Raw genomic sequence first — 20,315 nt, 5'->3', positions numbered from 1 at the left:
TTTCTGTGAGTTTGTTCGTGACAACGATAGGAATCTGGTTAATAACGTTCTAAAACAAAAGCGTGATTTTGCGAGTTGGGGCTGATGTTGCAAGCCGGGGCCTTCGCCCAAAGCTATGAAAGCCTTTCCGAACCCGTCGTGATGATGATTGAGACATGCATTGATCACGATAGCATCCCGCAGAATCAATTATATTTTTTGGCGTGGCAATCGCGAACAATTATTGGAAAGATTGAACGTGTCTGACGGTAGTACTGAAAAACAAAACGAGGAAATTGAACGCCCGCGGTTTATCCATTTGAGGATTCACTCGGCCTATTCATTGTTGGAAGGTGCAATAAAGGTCAAAGAAGTCATAAAATATGCTCTTCATGACCATGCTCCGGCGATCGCGATTACCGATACAAATAATCTCTTCGGTGCACTCGAATTCACCCAATATTGTTTTGCCGACGGTATTCAACCGATTATCGGTTGCCAATTGGCTATCGACTTTGAAGATGTGGGGTACGACCCACGTGTTACCAAATGGCGTTATCCTTCGGACTTTACGTCAATTGTTCTCCTTGCAGCCACAGAAACGGGCTACAAGAATTTGGTGCATCTTGTAAGCCGCGCTTATCTCGATAAAAGCGAGACTGACCCCGCAAATGCGAGGATTGAATGGGTCGAAGAATTGAGTGAGGGCATTATTGCCCTGACGGGTGGACCAAACGGTCCGATAAACAGCTCGATTGTTGCAGATAAAAAAGATCGCGCTATCGAACGTTTGCAACGTCTGCAAAAAGCATTCGGCGACCGGCTATATATGGAACTACAGCGGCATGGCAATTATGATCGCGCAACGGAAGCGGAAATTGTCGAACTCGCCTATAAATATGGCATATCGTTGGTAGCGACAAATGAAGCTTTCTTCAAAGATAAAAGCGGTTATGAAGCGCATGATGCGCTATTGGCAATTGCAGAAGGACAAATTGTATCCAATCCGGATAGACGACGCGTCACACCCGATCATTACCTGAAATCGCAAGATGAAATGGTCGAGCTGTTTTCCGATCTTCCGGAGGCAATCGACAATACCGTTGAAATTGCGATGCGCTGTCACGCCTATACGCCGACAAGAAAACCGATTTTGCCACGTTTCACCGGCCAATCCGATGATCCTGCAGCAGCTGTCAAAGCGGAAGCTGACGAAATGATACGTCAGGCAAGAGAAGGGCTGAAGATGCGCCTTGAAACGGCCGGGCCTTCGGAGGGTTATACGCCCAAGGATTATGAAGAACGACTGGAATATGAAATATCCATTATTACAAAAATGCAGTTTCCGGGCTACTTCCTGATCGTTTCCGACTTCATCAAATGGGCAAAAGCGCATGATATCCCCGTAGGGCCGGGACGTGGATCAGGTGCAGGCTCGCTTGTTGCCTATGCTTTGACAATTACCGATATAGACCCGTTGCGCTTTTCATTGCTGTTTGAACGTTTTCTCAATCCGGAACGTGTATCCATGCCGGATTTTGACGTGGATTTCTGTCAGGATAGACGCGAAGAAGTTATCCATTATGTGCAATCCAAATATGGCAACGAACAAGTTGCACAAATTATTGCACTCGGTAAATTACAGGCTCGAGCAGTTATTCGCGATGTCGGTCGCGTCCTTGAAATGCCTTATCGTCAGGTAGATTATCTTTCCAAATTGGTTCCGCAAACGCCCGGAAACAACGTCGAGCTCGCAAAAGCCATCAAGGATGAACCAAAATTCGAGGAAGAAAAGAAAAAAGATCCAACGGTCGGACATCTCCTTGATATTGCACTTCAGCTTGAGGGACTTTATCGGCATACATCCACTCATGCCGCCGGTATCGTTATCGGTGACCGGCCTTTGTGGCAATTGGTGCCAATGTATCGTGATCCGCGCTCGAATATGCCGGTTACGCAGTTCAATATGAAATTTGTTGAAAAAGCGGGGCTGGTCAAGTTCGACTTCTTGGGGTTGAAAACCCTTACAGTTTTGAAGACGGCTGTCGATTTTGTCGCGCGCAAAGGAATAAAGATCGATCTTTCCCATATTCCGCTTGATGACAAACCGACTTATGACATGCTGACGCGGGGCGAAACAGTCGCCGTATTCCAGGTTGAAAGTACGGGCATGCGCAAGGCGCTTATCGGAATGAAACCTGACCGTATCGAGGATATTACTGCCCTTGTCGCGCTTTATCGGCCGGGTCCTATGGAGAATATCCCGACCTATATTGCCCGTAAACACGGCGAAGAAGAGATTGCCTCGATTCACCCGAAAATAGATTATCTTGTGAAGGAAACCCAAGGCGTCATCATCTATCAGGAACAGGTGATGCAGATTGCGCAGGTGCTTGCGGGATATTCGCTTGGACAAGCGGACCTTTTGCGCCGCGCAATGGGTAAGAAAATTCACGAAGAAATGGAGCGCCAGCGTGTCCACTTCGTTGCCGGCGCGGTGGAACGGGGCGTGGATAAAAATCAGGCAAATTCCATCTTCGATTTGCTGGCAAAATTTGCCGATTATGGTTTTAATAAATCCCATGCGGCAGCTTATGCTTTTGTTTCTTATCAAACGGCCTATATGAAAGCCCATTATCCGGTTGAATTTTTAGCCGCTTCCATGACTTACGAAATGGGCAACACCGAAAAGCTTAACGATTTTCGGCGTGAAGCAGAGAGGCTCGGAATTGAAGTCGTCGCCCCTTCGGTCCAGACATCCTATCGTGCGTTCGAGGTCGGCGAAAATCGTATTTATTATTCACTTGCTGCGATCAAGGGGGTTGGCGACCCTGCAGTCAATCACATTGTGGAAAAACGCGGTAACAAGCCGTTCAAAGATCTGGAAGATTTTTGCGAACGCACGGATCCACGTATTGTCAATAAGAGGGTGATGGAAAGTCTCATCCATGCCGGCGCCTTCGACTGCTTCCATATTCCGCGTGAAGTGCTCGTGGCAGGAATTGATGTCATCAATGCCCGTTCAATGCGGGTGCTTGACGATAACCGGAGCGGCCAGACCGATATTTTCGGAATGAGCGACGGACCGAAAGAACCACTTTTATTGCCTGAGGCAAAGCCATGGTTGCCGGCTGAAAAGCTCCATCACGAGTTTCAAGCCATCGGTTTTTATCTATCTGCCCATCCATTGGATGAATATAAGGATGTTTTGCAAAAACTCCGCGTTCAAAACTGGAACGATTTTTCCAATGCTGTGCGGCGAGGGGCAAATGCCGGTCGTCTTGCCGGAACGGTCAGTGCAAAACAGGTAAGAAAGACGAAATCGGGAAAGAAAATGGGCATTATCCAGTTTTCCGACCCGACCGGACAATTCGAAGCGATCCTTTTTTCGGAAGGATTGGCGGCCTATGGAGATATGCTTGAACCGGGGCAATCGGTCGTCATAACGGTTAATGCTGAAAATCGTCCGGAAGGTATCAGTTTACGAATAGAAACAGTTCAGTCATTGGAACATGAAGCAGAACGCATTCATAAAACAATGCGTATTTTTGTTCGTAATGCCGATATGGTAGAAGAAATCGGCAGTAGCCTTGAGCGTGGCGGCGACGGGGATGTAGGCTTCATTATCATCAAGGATAATGGTGCCCGCGAGATAGAAGTTTCGCTCCCACATAAATATCGCGTAACTCCGCAAGTAGCAGGTGCTATGAAAGCCATTCGCGGTGTTGTCGATGTCGAGCTTGTATAAAATTATAAAATGGTTTAACAAAAACATACAACCGATTGATATTTAACAAAAAAGAGGAAAGTAAATCTATTACCTTCCTCATATTGTAATTTTGTTATTTTTTTTGAATTATCTTCAGAGTTTTGTCGCGATTAACGCCTGTTCAAGATCGGCTTTCAGGTTATCAAAATCCTCAATGCCAATTTGAAGCCTCAGAAGTGAACCTAAATATTGGTGTTTGAAAACGCGGTCTTCCAAGTGGACTTCGACAGCCAGACTTTCATAGCCGCCCCAGGAATATCCGAGTTTGAAAATTTTAAGTGCATTCAAAAAAGCGTGAGCTTCTTTTTCGCCGCCGCCTTTCAAAACAATCGAAAACAATGACGAAGCGCCTTTGAAATCACGTTTCCAGATTTCATGGCCTTTATGGCTTGGAAGTGCCGGATGAAGCACTTCTGCAACCTGCGGCATAGTTTCCAACCATTGGGCGAGATCTAAAGCAGTCTTGCTTTGATGGGCAAGTCTTATTCCCATGGTGCGCATCGAGCGCAAAGTATTGTAAGCATCGTCACCGGAAACGCTCATTCCAAGAAACATATGGGCGTCTTCGACAATTTTTTTTGTCCGTTCATTTGCAGAGATGAAACCGATCAGAATATCGGAATGGCCTGCCGGATATTTTGTTCCTGCGGTAATTGAAATATCGACACCATGGTCAAGAGGTTTGAAATTAACAGGTGTTGCCCATGTATTATCCATCAGTACAACTGCGCCATGTGCGTGTGCAACCGAGGAAATTGCCGGTATATCCTGAATTTCGAATGTATTTGATCCCGGTGACTCGGTAAAAACCACCTTGGTGTTCGGCTTCATCAAAGTTTCTATAGCTCTGCCGATTGTCGGGTCATAATATTCTACCTCTACCCCCATTTTCCGGAGCATATTATTGGCAAAACGACGTGTCGGTCCATAGACAGAATCGGCAATCAATGCATGGTCACCTTGTGCCAATACACCAAGGAGTGGAACGGTAATTGCGGCAAGCCCGGAAGGCACCAGAACGGTTTTTTCCGCTCCTTCAAGCATGTTGATCGCCTCGCAAAGAGCATCGGTTGTAGGGGTTCCATGCGTGCCGTAGGTATAACGTTGATTTTCGGATTTTAAAGTCTTCGCATCGGGAAACAACACCGTTGAAGCATGAACAACCGGTGGATTGACAAAACCGAAATAATCGGCCGGATTATTTCCACAATGAGCAAGTTTGGTATTGATGCCAGACGGGTTTGAATATTTATTTAAGGTCATCAACTGTACTTTCCAATTTTTTATTCCACTTTATATTTTACCTTTGATAAAACATGATAAAGGTCAAGCAAAATCTGTTCGCTTTTCATTAGAATGATAGCACGCTATTTGCTTGACGTTATCGGGATAATGCTTTTCGATAGCGATCAGGACAAGTTTTTGCAAAAACAGGAGAGGACATTATGTTTTTCAACACTTACATCGCTGCTGTCGGCGTTGCTGTTGCGGCCTTAAGCGCTGTTTCGGCCTCTGCAGGCACTTTGGATGACATTAAGGCGAGGGGATATCTGCAATGTGGCGTAAGCACGGGACTTGCCGGTTTCAGCATTCCCGATGAAAAAGGCCATTGGACAGGTTTTGATGTTGATTATTGTCGTGCCGTTGCTGCCGCTGTTTTCGGAAGTGGTGACAAAGTAAAATTTGTTCCCTTAAGCTCTAAAGAGCGTTTTACGGCACTTCAATCAGGTGAAATCGATGTTTTGATCCGCAATACCACTTGGACAATCAATCGGGAAACAGCCTTGGGACTGGATTTTGTCGGTGTCAATTATTACGATGGACAGGGCTTCATGATTAACAAAAAGAATCTTGAAGGTGTGACATCAGCGCTTCAATTATCGGGTGCATCAATATGTGTTCAGTCTGGCACATCAACCGAACTGACACTTGCCGATTATTTCCGTAATAACAAAATGGAATATACGCCTGTTGTTTTTGACAAATTTACCGAAGTCAATCAAGCCTACGATGCAGGGCGTTGCGATGTTTACACAACCGACCAGTCGTCACTTTATGGCTTGCGCTTACAGCTTAAAAATCCGGAAGATCATGTTGTTTTGCCGCAGATCATTTCGAAAGAACCTTTCGGTCCGGCCGTTCGTCAAGGTGATCCCCAATGGGCGGATGTTGTGCGTTGGACGCATAATGCACTGTTGAATGCTGAAGAATTCGGCATAACACAGGCAAATGTCGACGATATGTTAAAATCCGACAATCAGGATATCCGGCGTCTTCTCGGAGTGGAACAGGGTAATACAATTGGTAAAGACTTGGGGCTTGATAATGATTGGGTCGTAAAAATCATTAAAGCGACCGGCAATTATGGTGAAATCTTCGAGCGTAATATCGGGCAGAATACACCTTTGAAAATTTCACGCGGCATCAATGCCTTGTGGACGAAAGGCGGGCTGCAATACGGTCTCCCTATTCGTTGATGGTCTTTTATAGCGTCAATTTTCCTAATGACTAAACACCCGCTAATAATGTCCGAGCGCTCCCTGAAGGCAGAATTGGCTGCCTTTTTCAATATGCGTTCGCTTTTATCTTTTGGCCTTCAGTGTTTGGTCATTTTGGGGCTTTTTCTGGTTATCAGATGGATAGCCCACAATACCATTGTGAACCTGCGCGCTTCCAATATTGCTTCCGGTTTTGATTTTCTGGATAAACGTGCCGGATTTAACCAGCCATCAAGCATCATTCAATATGATGATAACGCAACCAACGGCGAAGTTATTGCAGCAAGTCTCGTCAATCTGGTGTTCATTTCGGCAATAAGTCTGGTAACAGCTACGCTGATCGGGCTTTTTATCGGTATTGGCCGTTTGTCGCAAAATTGGCTGGTTGCCAAGCTCTCGCTCTGTTATGTCGAATTTTTTCGTAACATACCGCCGCTCGTCCTGTTATTTTTCTGGTCAATCGGCATTATGCAGATTTTACCGCCGGCAAGACAAAGTCTTCATTGGGGTGATTTAGCAATTAATATTCGGGGAATTTATCTGCCACGGCCGGTTTGGGGTGAACATGTATTATTATTTGTAGTTTTATCCGTTATATTGATGGCTTTAGCGTTCGTTCTCCATTTCCGTGGCCGTTATATGATAAAGGAAACCGGTGCCACACGGATAAAATGGTGGTATGGCCCCTTTATCGGTATTTTTTGTCCGATCATTCTATTTCTGTTATTTGCCTATCCCACGTCGTGGGACATTCCTACATTGAAAGGTTTCAATTTCAGTGGCGGGTATTATATTTCGCCGGAATTCCTTTCGCTTTATCTTGCACTATCAATCTATACGGGTGCATTGATTGCCGAGACAATTCGTGCAGGTATTCAAGGTGTGGATAAAGGCATGTCTGAGGCCGGTGCATCGCTCGGTCTTTCCAATGGCCTGATTATGCGTCTGGTTATATTGCCGCTTGCCTTGCGTATCATTATTCCACCGCTTGCCAGCCAATATATGAACCTGATCAAAAATACATCTCTCGGCGCAGCCGTCGGTTATTCCGAACTTATGATGGTCTCAAGCACCATTATGGAAAGAACCGGACAGTCCGTTGAACTCGCGGTTATCTGGATTGAAGTTTATCTGGGCTTGAGCATTGTCGTTTCGCTTTTTATGAACTGGTTCAACCGACATATGGCTTTGGTGGAGCGCTAGAATGACCGAGCGTTATGTCCAGACGAAGTTTATATCGGCGTCTCCTCCTCCTATACTCGATAGGGGAATATGGCATTGGTTGAGGCACAATCTTTTTTCCACACCTCTAAATTGTGTAGTGAGCATCATACTTCTGCTCGCAGTCATCTATTTTGCCGTTCCGCTTATTAATTGGCTCATTATCAAAGCTGTATGGAGTGGTAGCGACCGCAAGGCCTGTACAACAATCACCCAAGGCGGAGTAATGCCGGATGACTGGAGCGGGGCGTGTTGGGCTTTTGTGAAAGCGAATTTCTGGCAATTCATTTACGGGCGTTATCCCGATAGCGAACGTTGGCGTGTCGATCTCATGGCATTGATCGTGGTTATCATAAATTTGCCATTACTTATTCCCTCTTGCCCGCTAAAAATAGCCAATGCACTTGTATCGCTCTTTGTTGTTCCGCTTATCGGCTATTTTTTGCTTTTTGGTGGGTATTTTCATTTACAACCAGTCGCAACCCAATTGTGGGGCGGATTGCTTGTGACTTTGACGATTGCCTATTGCAGTATTACCATTGCACTTCCCCTAGGGAGCCTATTGGCACTTGGCCGCCGTTCGAAGATGCCCGTTATCCATACGATCTCGTTGATTTTTATAGAGACTGTACGAGGCATACCTTTGGTTGCAGTGTTATTTATTGCCAGCGTTATGCTTCCTTTATTTCTTCCGCAGGATATAACCTTCGACAAATTTTTGCGCGCTTTGATTGGCGTTGCATTATTCACGTCTGCTTATATTGCCGAAGTCGTTCGTGGCGGACTACAAGCAATACCGCGCGGACAATATGAGGCGGCAGAAGCGCTTGGTCTTGGTTATTTCAAAACAATGGGTCTTGTTATCTTGCCCCAAGCCTATAGCCTGGTCATACCGGGCATTATAAATGTGCTCATCGGAATGTTTAAGGAAACAAGCCTTGTCTATATTATCGGGATGTTCGATCTTCTGGGTATTGTGCGTCAGGCAATTCAACAGGCGCAGTGGAGCACTCCCCAGACACCCCTTACAGGAATGGTGTTTATAGGACTGGTTTTCTGGGTATTTTGTTTTGGCATGTCAAGATATGCGCATTTTATTGAAAGGCGCTTGAATGCTCCGAAGACTAACGGTGCGGAAGGATAAGTATTTGCGGAAAAATCCCGATATAATTGATGAAAATTTGGATGTATCGATGCACCATGTCAACAAATGGTACGGCAGGCTTCATGTTTTGCGCGACATCGAACTCGAAGTCAAACCAAAAGAGAGGGTGATAATATCCGGTCCATCAGGGTCGGGAAAATCCACATTGATACGATGTATTAACGGTCTGGAAAGGGCGGAAGAGGGGGATATTACAGTAACGGGAATTCCTCTCAAGCATGGAATGTGGAGTTTGAACAAAATACGCCGGAATGTCGGCATGGTTTTCCAGCATTTCAATTTGTTTCCTCACCTGACGGTTCTCGAGAATTGTGTGCTTGCGCCTATCTGGGTAAAGCATGTAGGCCGGCGCAGAGCAGAAGAGCAGGCAATGCATTATCTCGAACGTGTCAAAATTCCGGATCAGGCCCATAAATATCCCGGACAGCTATCAGGTGGACAACAACAACGTGTTGCTATTGCCCGTTCTCTTTGTATGGAACCGCGTGTCATGTTGTTTGATGAACCAACCTCGGCTCTGGATCCGGAGATGATCAAAGAGGTTCTGGATACAATGATTGATCTTGCCGAAAATGGCATGACGATGCTTTGTGTCACCCACGAAATGGGCTTTGCCAGACAAGTTGCCGATAGGGTGATTTTTATGGATGAGGGGCAAATTCTCGAAGTTGCCCCACCGGATGAGTTTTTTGACCATCCGGTGCATGAAAGGGCAAAGGCATTTTTAAGCCAGATTTTATGAGTCTGCTATTGGTTGTTAGCAAAACCGGTAGCGTCATAGCCATAAAGCCAATCAAGATTTGCCATAAAACTTTCTGACGGACGTACCTTCATGACCAAATTGCGTGCAAGAGCAACTGGTCCGGTGGCATGGTATACAAACCGGTTGAACGCACCCCTTTTATTGACTGCTGTAACGCGTGGCGTACGAATATTACTGTAAAGCCTCATTGCCGAAGACAAGTCCATGTCTTCATTAGATAAAATTTCAGCCAGAGTGGCCGAATCTTCAATAGCCATAGCAGCACCTTGCGCTGCAAAGGGTAAAAAACCATGCGATGCATCGCCAACAAAAACGCGGAATTTATTATCGGTGAAACGATGCGGTAACATTTGGAACAATGGCCAGAACGTCCATTTATCGACCAGAGTGAAAATATTCCTTATCGCCGGATGCCAGCTTTTGAAATGCTTGAAAAGCTCGTTTTTATCGCCATCACGTGACCAGATTTCACCCGGGTTGTTTCCCTGCGTGATAGCAACAAAATTAAATGACTTACCTGCTTTCAACGGGTAAGCGACGAGATGATTGTTCGGTCCCATCCACGCGGTTACCGTCTTTACATCCTCAAAAGAACGCAAAAATTCTTTCGGAAGAGTATCAACATCAATTGTAGCTCTCCAAGCAATATAGCCGCTAAAACTGGCTTGGTCGTTTAATGGTGGAAACTGTCTTAACTTCGACCAAACGCCATCACACCCGATGACAAGCGGTGTTACAAAGCGTTGTTCGAAACCCTGATGATCAGACCGAATTTCTGCCAAGTCATCGGTTTCTTTAGAAACAGCAATCACTTTTTCATCCAATTTAATATCGATCAAGGGATTATTGTTGGCTTTTTCGTAAAGGACATTCTGCAAATCGGCACGGTGAATTGTAATATAAGGAGCATGCCAACGTCGCTCCGAGATATCCTGCAAGTCGACATGGAGAAGTGTCTTGGCTGATGAACCGTCTCTGAGCTCAAGGAATTTGGCTTTGACGCCAACGTCCAATAATTGATCCAGAACGTCCCAGCGCTTTAATAATCGGGTAGCATTCGGTGCCAATTGAACACCGGCGCCGACTTCTTCCAGATGATCTCGACTTTCAAGAACAAGGGTGCTTATTCCCTTTTGAGCTAATGCCAATGCCGAACTTAACCCGGCAATTCCTGCCCCCACTATGATTGGTTTTTCCTGGTTCTGCCAATTCATAGTTTATTCCTTATTCAATATTGATAGATTGACAATCAACCCGCGATTTTGAATTGCTCCACGTCAAATGTGCAACCGGCAGGTTTCGTTTCTGTTTCAGAAAGAGACGGGTTATATCTGTACAATGTCGAGCAATATGAGCAAATTTTTTCGTCATCCGCTCCCATATCTATAAAAATATGCGGATGATCGAACGGAGGATTGGCACCGACGCACATGAACTTCTTCACGCCGATTTCTATCATTTTATATCCACCATCATTTTGAAAATGAGGAATGTTATGATTAGCCATGCCTGAACTCCATGTCGTTATTGAAACCCTGTGCATTTTACGCACTTCTACTGATAACTTTCTCTCTATAACCTAATTGTTCAATAATGGCTAATAATTTGTACGAGAGAGCCGACACGAAAACTCGATTATCCATTTTTCATGGTCGATAGGAGAAGAGAGCTATTTAAAACCAGCTGCGATTTTTGCGGTTATCTGAAGTAAAATGATCAAATTTTTCAGCAAGCTGAACAACCATTCAACTACAAGTTACGATATCACAATATTTTTGGCTAAAACCGACGTTTAGTGTTGCAATTTCGTAGAGTTTTTGATGCGGTATACCGAGCTTTTTCTGGCCGGCTTCAAAACTGTTAAATCAAAATAAAACCGGCTAATTGTGCTAGCTACCCAGTTGTATGTTTTCCGAAAAAAGAGCCAGAAACACTGGATAAAACGAATATTGGTATCAAAAAATTGATATTGGATTTGTCATAGCGGTATCCGAGTTGTAAGCTTGAAGTTGTGACTAAACCGGAACTTGATGACTCGAAACGTTTTCGCCGGAAGCGGACTAATGTGATTATTTCGGTTGCAGCATTAAAACAATAAGGATGAAGGGAAAAGCAATATGGCTTTACGTACAAAAAACTCATCAAATTCCGAGGCAAAACAGCCTAATGCTGATACAATCAATATGGAAACTCCGGAACGTTTTATAAATCGCGAGTTTTCGTGGCTTCAATTCAACAATCGTGTGTTGATGGAAGCTGCCAATAAAAAACATCCCTTATTGGAACGTCTACGTTTTTTATCCATATCGGCAACAAATCTTGACGAGTTTTTTATGGTTCGTATTGCCGGTCTTGCCGGTCAGGTGCGTGCAGGAATTGTTACGCGTAGTGCGGACGGGCGCACTCCTCAGGAGCAGCTTGATTTTGTATTGGCTGAGGTGGCAAGGCTACAAGCCAATCAACAACAAGAATTGCGTGCATTACGTCATGAACTTGAACAGGAAAAAATTGCGATTATCCGTCCTGATCGTCTGACCGAAACTGAAAAAACATGGCTTGAAAATCATTTCCTCGAGACAATATTTCCCGTCCTCACGCCTCTTTCAATCGATCCGGCTCACCCGTTTCCGTTCATTCCGAATTTAGGCTTTTCGATTGCACTTCATCTGTTACGTCGTGCAGACCATCAGCCTATGACAGCACTTTTAAGGTTACCGACTGCGCTCAAACGTTTCACGCTGCTGCCCGATGAAGGTCACGGTTATCGCTTTATTTCTTTGGAAGATGTTGTCAGTCTTTTCATCGGCAAACTCTTTCCCGGATATGAAGTGAACGGGGCAGGAACATTCCGGGTCATTCGCGATAGTGATATTGAAGTCGAAGAAGAAGCCGAAGATCTCGTTCGGCTATTTGAAACCGCTTTGAAACGTAGACGTCGCGGTCAGGTCATTCGCATAGAATTCGACGCTGAAATGCCGGATGATTTGCGCCAGTTTGTAACGACCGAGCTTGGTGTTCCGGATAATCGTATAAGCGTGCTTGATGGCTTGCTGGCACTCAATATGATTTCGGAAATTGTTTCAATCCCGCGCGAAGATCTGAAATTTGTTCCTTATAACCCGCGTTTTCCGGAACGGATCAGAGAACATGCGGGAGATTGTTTTGCGGCCATTCGGGAAAAAGACATTGTTGTGCATCATCCTTACGAATCGTTTGATGTCGTCGTCCAATTCCTGCGCCAAGCTGCAGCCGATCCGGACGTTTTGGCAATCAAACAAACGCTCTACCGAACATCGAACGATAGCCCGATTGTACGCGCGCTCATTGATGCATCGGAAGCAGGGAAATCTGTTACGGCTCTGGTCGAACTTAAAGCCCGTTTCGACGAAGAAGCGAATATCCGCTGGGCGAGAGACCTAGAGAGGGCGGGGGTTCAAGTTGTTTTCGGGTTCATTGAACTCAAAACCCATGCTAAAATGTCGCTGGTAGTTCGTCGCGAAGAGAACCGGTTACGCTCTTATGTTCATCTGGGGACAGGAAACTATCACCCGATAACAGCAAAAATCTATACCGACTTGTCATTTTTCACGACAGATGACGACATCGGGCACGATGTTCAACTGATCTTCAATTTTATTACCGGTTATGCACAACCGGACGAGCCGATGAAACTCGCTTTTTCACCTTTGACATTGCGGCGTCGTATTCTGGGACATATTGAGGATGAAATTGCTCATGCAAGGGAAGGGAAACCTGCGGCAATCTGGATGAAGATGAACTCGCTTGTCGACCCTCAGATTATTGATGCTTTGTATCGTGCGGGGCAGGCCGGTGTTCAGGTTGATCTGGTAGTTCGGGGCATTTGTTGTTTACGCCCCGGTATTCCCGGGTTTTCCGATAATATTCGTGCAAAATCGATTGTCGGGCGTTTCCTCGAACATAGTCGTATTTTCTGTTTCGGCAATGGAGAGGATTTGCCGAACGAAAATGCAATTGTCTATTTCGGTTCGGCCGATATGATGACGAGAAATCTTGACAGACGCGTTGAAACGTTAGTACCGGTCTTCAACAAGACAGTTCACCAACAAATTCTTTCCCAGATCATGCTGGCAAATATTATAGACAATCAGCAAAGTTTCGAGATATTGAGCGACGGAACCTCGCGCCGTATTACTCCGCTTAAAGGTGAAAAACCGTTCAATGCCCAGGAATATTTCATGACCAATCCAAGTCTTTCCGGACGTGGTAAATCTTTGAGGTCCTCGGCTCCTCGAATTATTGCATTACGCCGTCAACAAACTGATACAACGAACACAGATAAAACCGATACAACGAAAAAAGACTGAAACATAAATGGATAGCTCCGTTGCTCAAGGCCGTTTAAAAGGCCGAAAACCTGTTGCCGTAATCGATATCGGATCAAACTCGGTTCGATTGGTCGTTTATGAGGGGTTGGTGCGCTCCCCCACGGTTCTCTTTAACGAGAAAATTCTTTGTGGACTGGGGAAAGGCGTTGCAAAAACCGGTTGCCTCGAACCGGATTCGGTCGAAATGGCGTTACGTACTTTAAGACGCTTCCATGCCATTTGCGAGCAAATCGGAGTTTCAGCAATCCATACATTGGCAACAGCTGCAGCACGTGAAGCCAAGAATGGACCGGCCTTTATTGCAGAAGCTGAAAAAATTCTCAAAGCTGAAGTAAAGGTTCTGACCGGTAAAGAAGAAGCGACCTATTCCGCCTATGGTATCATATCTACTTTCCATCATCCGGATGGGATAGCCGGTGATTTGGGCGGAGGAAGTCTGGAACTGGTTGATATCCATGAAACCTCGGTTGGTGATGATGGAATTACTTTGCCTCTCGGAGGTTTGCGGCTTCAGGATATGTCTGACAATAATCTGGCAGAAGCTACAAAAATTGCCCGACGCTATCTCAAGAGCAGCGAGATTCTTGGCAAAAACAAGGGGAGAAACTTTTATGCTGTCGGGGGGACATGGCGAAATCTCGCGAAACTTCATATTGCAGTCAAACGCTATCCTCTTCCTGTCATGCACGGCTACGAAGTCGACGCATCCGATATGGAATCATTTCTTCACCGCGTTGCAAAGGGTGAGATGGACCAGTTAAAAAATATCTCCGCCATTTCCAAAAACCGCCGGCAACTCCTATCTTATGGAGCAACTGTCCTGACAGAACTGATGCGTTGTCTTAACCCGAAGAAAATTATATTTTCAGGTGCGGGAGTACGTGAAGGATTTATGTTTTCAGAACTAAGTCCCAAAACACGTCTGGAAGATCCGCTCATAGCCGCCTGTCAGGAAATGGCAACTTTGCGTGCCCGTTCCCCGGCGCAGGCTTATGATCTGATCGGCTTTACAAAGAATGCTTTCGATATTTTCGGTTTTCAGGAAAACGAAGAACAAAAAAGATATCGCGAAGCGGCTTGTCTTCTTGCCGATATCGGTTGGCGTTTTCACCCCGATTATCGAGGCGATCAATCGGCTAATCAGGTGGCTTTCGGGCCTTATCCCGGCATTACGCATCTTGGCCGTGTCTATGTCGCATTATCGGTTTTTTATCGTAATGAAGGACTATTTGTGGACGATGACGCACCGTCAATCATAAAACTTGCGAATAAAGAAATCATAGAAAGAGCCCGTTTTCTGGGTGGGCTTATGCGTGTCGCCAATCTCTTTTCCGCCTCGACTGCCGGTATTCTGCCAGATTTAATATGGAAAACACAAGGTAAGGAAATTGTTTTAACAATACCGGAACGCCATTCCGATCTTATTGCGGAACGGCCGATAGGGCGTTTGCAGCAACTCGCAAAAGTTACGAATAAGGACTTGCGCTATTTGGTGGTTTGAAATTTTAAAGAAACTACCGGCTTTCTCATTCAGTTAGAGGATATTTAAAGGCAAAGCATCCGCATTTAACCAAGGCTCGTAGTTCTAATTGAAAACAGAAATCAACTTTAAGACTCTCGTGTAAATTTCACGCCTTAGGTGGCCTTCAACATAGAAGTCCCAATTAGTTGGATAGACACCCGATTAATGACCAAAGAGACGGTGTTTTAACACTTTTTGAACGAGACACTGAACATACAATCAAAAGGCTATTAAAGTCGATTTCATCGGGTTAAATTTTTAAAACGTTTTCATTAAAAACTCATGATATGAATCAGTTAAAGACGAATTTTAATAAAACGGACGAACTAAAATAAAACCGGAATCTGTTTTTTTTAAGTGCCGGAACACCCGTTTCAGAAGATAAATAACCGTATGTCGATAAGGCGCGCTTCCGACGTCGTTACTAATTTAACAAACGTTGGATAGTTGTTATTATTTCCCTGAATAAAGCTCACGGGAATGCAGCAGTTAAATGCGCTGCGATCTATTTTTATATGACTAGTGCTAAAACCCGTGCATCAATCCAAAGAAAACATCCAAATGGTTGCCGAAACTAGATCTATAATGTGCCGATGGAGGGGCTTATAGCCCCTCGACTTTTTTAGTCCTGTGATAGAGTTGCCGGACCGATATTTTTACCTTTGCGGGCAAGATAATTGTAAAGGCGTTTGATATTTGGAAGCTGACACAAACCGTTTCCTTTTTCAGCCACAGCAGCAGTGCCACAGGCTGTTGCCAAACGAAAAGCATCCTCGGCTTCCCAACCAAGGGCCAATCCTTGCACCATACCGGCAACAAAGCTATCACCGGCACCAGAAGCACTGATAACACGCACATGAGGTGAGGGGAGATAAAGTGTTTTATCCTTTGTGGCCAACACCGCCCCCTGATGTCCCAGCGTAACAGTGATAATTTCGGAAGCGCCCTTGATGCAATATTCCTGAGCAGCTTTGGCAATATCGTCGGTAAGATTATAGGTTTTTCCGGTACAAGCCTCGAACTCTCCCTGACTAGGTTTTACAAGTGTTACTCCGCCTTTATCAAGGACATGTTTAAGAGCCTCGCCAGAGGTATCTATTACAATACGGGCATTTCTTTTTTTAGCAATGTCTATCAACATATCGTAGACATCAATAGGAACATTTCGAGGAAGACTACCGCTTACAACAATCCAGTCCCATTCGAGTTTTTTTGTCGCATCAATGACCGCTTTCCATTCTGTCTCTTTCATAATGGGACCTTCGGCAATAAAGCGATATTCCATACCGGAAGCCCGTTCGTGAATAACATTATTCACACGTGTATTTCCTGAAATCGCAATTTTAATGCACTGTATGCCACGGTCTTCCAGAAGATGGTTTAGAACGTTGCCCATAATGCCACCGCTTGCATAAAGCGCTTTGACATCGCCACCCAAACGATGAACCACGCGGGCAACATTGATTCCGCCGCCACCTGGATGAAAACTTTCATCAAATGTTCTGATTTTATGGGTCGGACGCACGAACTCCGCTTCGCTGGCAGCGTCAACGGTCGGGTTAAATGTAACTGTAAGGACTTTTTCCATCATCCGCCTCTGCAATAAAACTGCGTGTTTCAAGCCAAATCAGAATTTTGATCGGATATTTCTTTCCGTTCAGAGTTCTTTTGTCAATATTTTCCCGTTATGAAAATAAAAACCCAAATTGCCATTTAACAGTTTCTCTGCTTTTTCACCAAATATCTTGTAACGCCAGCCTTCCAACGCCGGCACATGACCATCGCTATCCTGTTTTGCAATTTTTTCAAGTTCATCATTATTCGCGATAATACGGGGAGCAATATTTTCTTCATCCGCCACAAGCTTAAGCAATACACGTAGTAGCTCGACGGCCGCTGCCGTACCATTTGCAACGGGAACATGTTTATGAATTGGCGGTAATGTACTTAGGTCTGTCGTCAGACCAGTCTGGACTGCTTTCAATAATTCTGCGGCCGCAGCCGAACGTTCCCAACCTTTCGAAATACTGCGCAATTTAGCCAAAGCATCGGCATCTTTTGGTTGTTGCGTTGCAATTTCGATAAGACATTCATCTTTTAAAATGCGTCCGCGTGGGACATTGCGATTTTTTGCCTCTTGTTCGCGCCATGCAGCAATCTGTTGGAGAACGGCCAATTCTCTTGGCTTTCTTATGCGCCCCTTAATTCTCTTCCATGCATCTTCATTTGGCATGTCATAGGTTTTTGTCGAAGTTAAAATAGACATTTCATCGTCTATCCAATGGGTTCTTCCAGTTTTTTCAAGCTTTTTATCAAGATATTTATAAACGTCTCTCAGATGGGTTACATCCGCCAATGCATATGACAACTGTTTATCGCTGAGCGGTCTTCTGCTCCAGTCTGTATAACGGGATGATTTGTCGATATGCTGACCTGTAACGCGTTCGACAATTTGTTCGTAAGATACACTTTCGCCAAAGCCGCAAACCGCGCCCGCCACCTGCGTATCGAATAAAGGAGAAGGAATGATATTTCCAAGCTTGTAGATAATTTCTACATCCTGACGCGCGGCATGAAAAACTTTTACAACATTCCGGTTTTTCATGAGCGAGAATATCGGCGCGAGATCAATTTCAGGAGAAAGCGGATCAACAATGACCGCAATATCGTCCGATGCCAATTGTATGAGGCACAGTTGCGGCCAATAAGTTGATTCACGAATAAACTCCGTATCAACAGTTACAAAATCCGATTTAGAAAGTGTAGCGACGGCGTCCTGCAGGGCGTCTGTATGTGTAATAAGTTTCATATTCAAGGCTATAACCCATTATATAATATTTGTCTTTTGCTATATTTTTTCATACACAATCCTTCAATAGCTTGACAAATGTGCGGCAAAATGCGCTTTTGCGCACAAGTAGACTATTTCAGAATGCATGAAACAAAAAAGGCAAGACTATGCATCGTTATCGTTCCCATAACTGTGCCGCTCTGCGCAAGAGCGATGTTAAAACAAAAGTTCGTCTCTCGGGATGGGTTAACCGTGTTCGGGACCATGGTGGGATATTGTTTATCGATTTGCGTGATAATTACGGCATAACACAAATCGTCGCCGATCCGGATTCACCGGCGTTTAAAATTGCCGAGATGGTGAGAAGCGAATGGGTTTTACGGGTTGATGGTGAAGTTCGGGCACGTTCCGATGATACCGTCAATACCAACCTTCCGACCGGCGAAGTCGAAGTATTTGCCAACGAAATCGAAATTCTATCGAAATCCGATGAATTACCCTTGCCGGTATTTGGTGAGCCGGATTATCCTGAAGATATTCGCTTGAAATATCGTTTTCTGGATTTGCGTCGCGAAACATTACATAAAAATATTCTGCAAAGAACAAAAATAATTGCAGCTATCCGTCGTCGTATGCAGGAAGCCAAATTCACTGAATTTTCGACGCCGATTTTAACTGCCTCATCACCGGAAGGTGCGCGCGACTTTCTTGTGCCGAGTCGCATCCATCCCGGAAAATTTTATGCTCTGCCACAAGCTCCCCAGCAATATAAACAGCTTTTGATGATGTCGGGGTTCGATCGCTATTTTCAGGTTGCACCATGTTTTCGTGACGAAGATCCTCGTGCCGACCGGCTTCCCGGGGAATTTTATCAATTGGATATGGAAATGAGTTTCGTCGAGCAGGAAGACATCTTGCAGGTCATGGAACCCATCATCCGTGGTATCTTCGAGGAATTTTCCAACGGTAAACCTGTAACGCAAAAATTTCCTCGTATTCCATATAACGATGCAATGAGAAAATACGGTTCTGATAAACCGGACTTGCGCAATCCGATTGTTATGGAAGAGGTAAGCGAACATTTCCGTGGTTCAGGGTTCAAGGTATTTGCCAATATATTGGAGAGTGATGCAAAAGCAGAAGTCTGGGGTATACCTGTCAAGACCGGCGGTAGCCGTGCTTTTTGTGACCGCATGAATTCATGGGCACAAGGCGAGGGACAACCGGGACTGGGCTATATCTTCTGGCGCAAAGAAGGTGATCATATTGAAGGTGCAGGTCCGATCGCTAAAAATATCGGGCCGGAACGGACAGAAGCTATACGCAATCAGCTTAAACTTGCGGATGGTGATGCCTGTTTCTTCGTAGCGGGAGACCCACGTAAATTTGCGCTTTTTGCAGGGGCTGCAAGAACACGGGCGGGCGAAGAGCTTAACCTTGTTGACCGTGACCGGTTTTCACTGGCCTGGATTGTTGACTTCCCGTTCTTTGAATGGAACGAGGATGAAAAGCACATTGAATTTTCCCATAACCCGTTCTCTATGCCACAGGGCGGGAAAAAAGCTTTGGACACCGAGGAGCCGTTGAATATCAAGGCTTATCAATATGACGTGGTTTGCAATGGTTTCGAGCTTGGTTCAGGCGGCATCCGTAACCATTCGCCGGAGACTATGGTGCGTGCTTTCGAGATTGCCGGTCTGTCGAAAAAAACGGTTGAAGAGCGCTTCGGTGCACTCTATCGGGCATTCCACTATGGCGCTCCGCCACACGGTGGCATGGCCTGTGGAATTGACCGTATGGTCATGTTACTTCTTGGTGTCAAGAACTTGCGCGAGATTTCGCTGTTCCCGATGAACCAGCAGGCGTTGGATCTTTTGATGGGGGCGCCTTCGGAGGTGACTGCGGCACAACTAAGCGAGCTATCGCTTCGTATTGCACCTTTGAAAAAGGATAATTGATTAGAAAAACGGTTAGACAAAAAAACCCGGCTAAAGCCGGGTTTTTCCATGAAAGATTTCGACTATTTATTCGCTTTCACTTTCAATTTTAATATAAATTTATTAACTTAACGTCGGATTTCTCACCAATTGCGGCGATAATATCCGCAGGGACTGTTTTTCCGGTAACATACTGACGGTCAGTGAAACGGGATTTTCGAGAAAATTACCTAATTGTTCGGCGGTGTTCTTGACAAATTCAGGGTCATTAATTTGGGTTCCTATCAACGGCCGTATCGACTT

General features: G+C 45.1%; 13 protein-coding genes. 8 read left to right on the top strand and 5 right to left on the bottom strand.

The genetic code is table 11. From position 1 onward, the window contains the following. The first annotated feature begins 238 nt into the window (after nucleotides 1-238). The gene (dnaE, locus tag H3S82_RS07170) at nucleotides 239-3,727 is read left to right on the top strand and encodes a DNA polymerase III subunit alpha (protein WP_198232031.1); all 3,489 of its coding nucleotides are present in this window, start codon (nucleotides 239-241) and stop codon (nucleotides 3,725-3,727) included. Between the two features lie 114 nt (nucleotides 3,728-3,841). Here the strand turns inward: dnaE and H3S82_RS07165 are convergent, their stop codons facing one another. Then, the gene (locus tag H3S82_RS07165; RefSeq protein ID WP_198232032.1) at nucleotides 3,842-5,011 is read right to left on the bottom strand and encodes a cystathionine beta-lyase; all 1,170 of its coding nucleotides are present in this window, start codon (nucleotides 5,009-5,011) and stop codon (nucleotides 3,842-3,844) included. 182 nt (nucleotides 5,012-5,193) lie between these two features. Between H3S82_RS07165 and H3S82_RS07160 the strand changes: the two genes are divergently transcribed. Genes H3S82_RS07160 through H3S82_RS07145 form a run of 4 tightly spaced genes read left to right on the top strand, consistent with a single transcriptional unit; the run spans nucleotide 5,194 to nucleotide 9,374 of the window. Beyond that, nucleotides 5,194-6,225 (top strand): amino acid ABC transporter substrate-binding protein, encoded by a 1,032-nt coding sequence (locus H3S82_RS07160; protein WP_078039538.1) that lies wholly within the window; start codon nucleotides 5,194-5,196, stop codon nucleotides 6,223-6,225. A gap of 48 nt (nucleotides 6,226-6,273) precedes the next feature. Continuing rightward, entirely contained in the window at nucleotides 6,274-7,449 is a 1,176-nt protein-coding gene (locus H3S82_RS07155; RefSeq protein ID WP_198232033.1) for an amino acid ABC transporter permease, read from the top strand. A gap of 1 nt (nucleotide 7,450) precedes the next feature. Then, nucleotides 7,451-8,611 (top strand): amino acid ABC transporter permease, encoded by a 1,161-nt coding sequence (locus tag H3S82_RS07150; RefSeq protein WP_198237128.1) that lies wholly within the window; start codon nucleotides 7,451-7,453, stop codon nucleotides 8,609-8,611. 49 nt (nucleotides 8,612-8,660) lie between these two features. Next, a complete protein-coding gene (locus tag H3S82_RS07145) occupies nucleotides 8,661-9,374 on the top strand; it encodes an amino acid ABC transporter ATP-binding protein (protein WP_198232035.1) in 714 nt (237 codons plus the stop codon). 5 nt (nucleotides 9,375-9,379) lie between these two features. On the opposite strand, the gene H3S82_RS07140 is transcribed toward H3S82_RS07145, so the two are convergent. Continuing rightward, nucleotides 9,380-10,609 (bottom strand): FAD-binding protein, encoded by a 1,230-nt coding sequence (locus H3S82_RS07140; protein WP_198232036.1) that lies wholly within the window; start codon nucleotides 10,607-10,609, stop codon nucleotides 9,380-9,382. A 35-nt stretch (nucleotides 10,610-10,644) separates the two neighbouring features. After that, nucleotides 10,645-10,902, bottom strand: a complete 258-nt coding sequence (locus H3S82_RS07135; protein ID WP_198224584.1) for a zinc-finger domain-containing protein — start codon at nucleotides 10,900-10,902, stop codon at nucleotides 10,645-10,647. Nucleotides 10,903-11,512: 610 nt separating this feature from the next. Here H3S82_RS07135 and H3S82_RS07130 point away from each other — a divergent pair. Beyond that, a complete protein-coding gene (locus H3S82_RS07130; protein WP_077971537.1) occupies nucleotides 11,513-13,741 on the top strand; it encodes an RNA degradosome polyphosphate kinase in 2,229 nt (742 codons plus the stop codon). Nucleotides 13,742-13,748: 7 nt separating this feature from the next. Beyond that, nucleotides 13,749-15,263 carry an exopolyphosphatase gene (gene ppx, locus H3S82_RS07125; protein ID WP_198232037.1) on the top strand — a complete coding sequence of 505 codons (1,515 nt, stop codon included), beginning with the start codon at nucleotides 13,749-13,751 and terminating at the stop codon, nucleotides 15,261-15,263. 643 nt (nucleotides 15,264-15,906) lie between these two features. On the opposite strand, the gene H3S82_RS07120 is transcribed toward ppx, so the two are convergent. Both H3S82_RS07120 and rnd read right to left on the bottom strand, forming a co-directional pair. Further along, nucleotides 15,907-16,875: a 1-phosphofructokinase family hexose kinase gene (locus H3S82_RS07120; protein ID WP_198232038.1), complete on the bottom strand. Its 969-nt coding sequence runs from the start codon at nucleotides 16,873-16,875 to the stop codon at nucleotides 15,907-15,909. 66 nt (nucleotides 16,876-16,941) lie between these two features. Beyond that, the gene (rnd, locus tag H3S82_RS07115; protein ID WP_198232039.1) at nucleotides 16,942-18,093 is read right to left on the bottom strand and encodes a ribonuclease D; all 1,152 of its coding nucleotides are present in this window, start codon (nucleotides 18,091-18,093) and stop codon (nucleotides 16,942-16,944) included. 149 nt (nucleotides 18,094-18,242) lie between these two features. Between rnd and aspS the strand changes: the two genes are divergently transcribed. Further along, on the top strand, nucleotides 18,243-20,033 hold the full coding sequence (aspS, locus tag H3S82_RS07110; protein ID WP_198232040.1) for an aspartate--tRNA ligase: 1,791 nt from the start codon (nucleotides 18,243-18,245) through the stop codon (nucleotides 20,031-20,033). Nucleotides 20,034-20,315 lie beyond the last annotated feature (282 nt).

The sequence above is a fragment of the Bartonella sp. M0192 genome (assembly GCF_016102305.1).
GTDB classification, from domain to species: domain Bacteria; phylum Pseudomonadota; class Alphaproteobacteria; order Rhizobiales; family Rhizobiaceae; genus Bartonella; species Bartonella apihabitans.
Note: the sequence above shows the minus strand (reverse complement) of the source record. Positions and strands in the feature narration are given on the sequence as shown.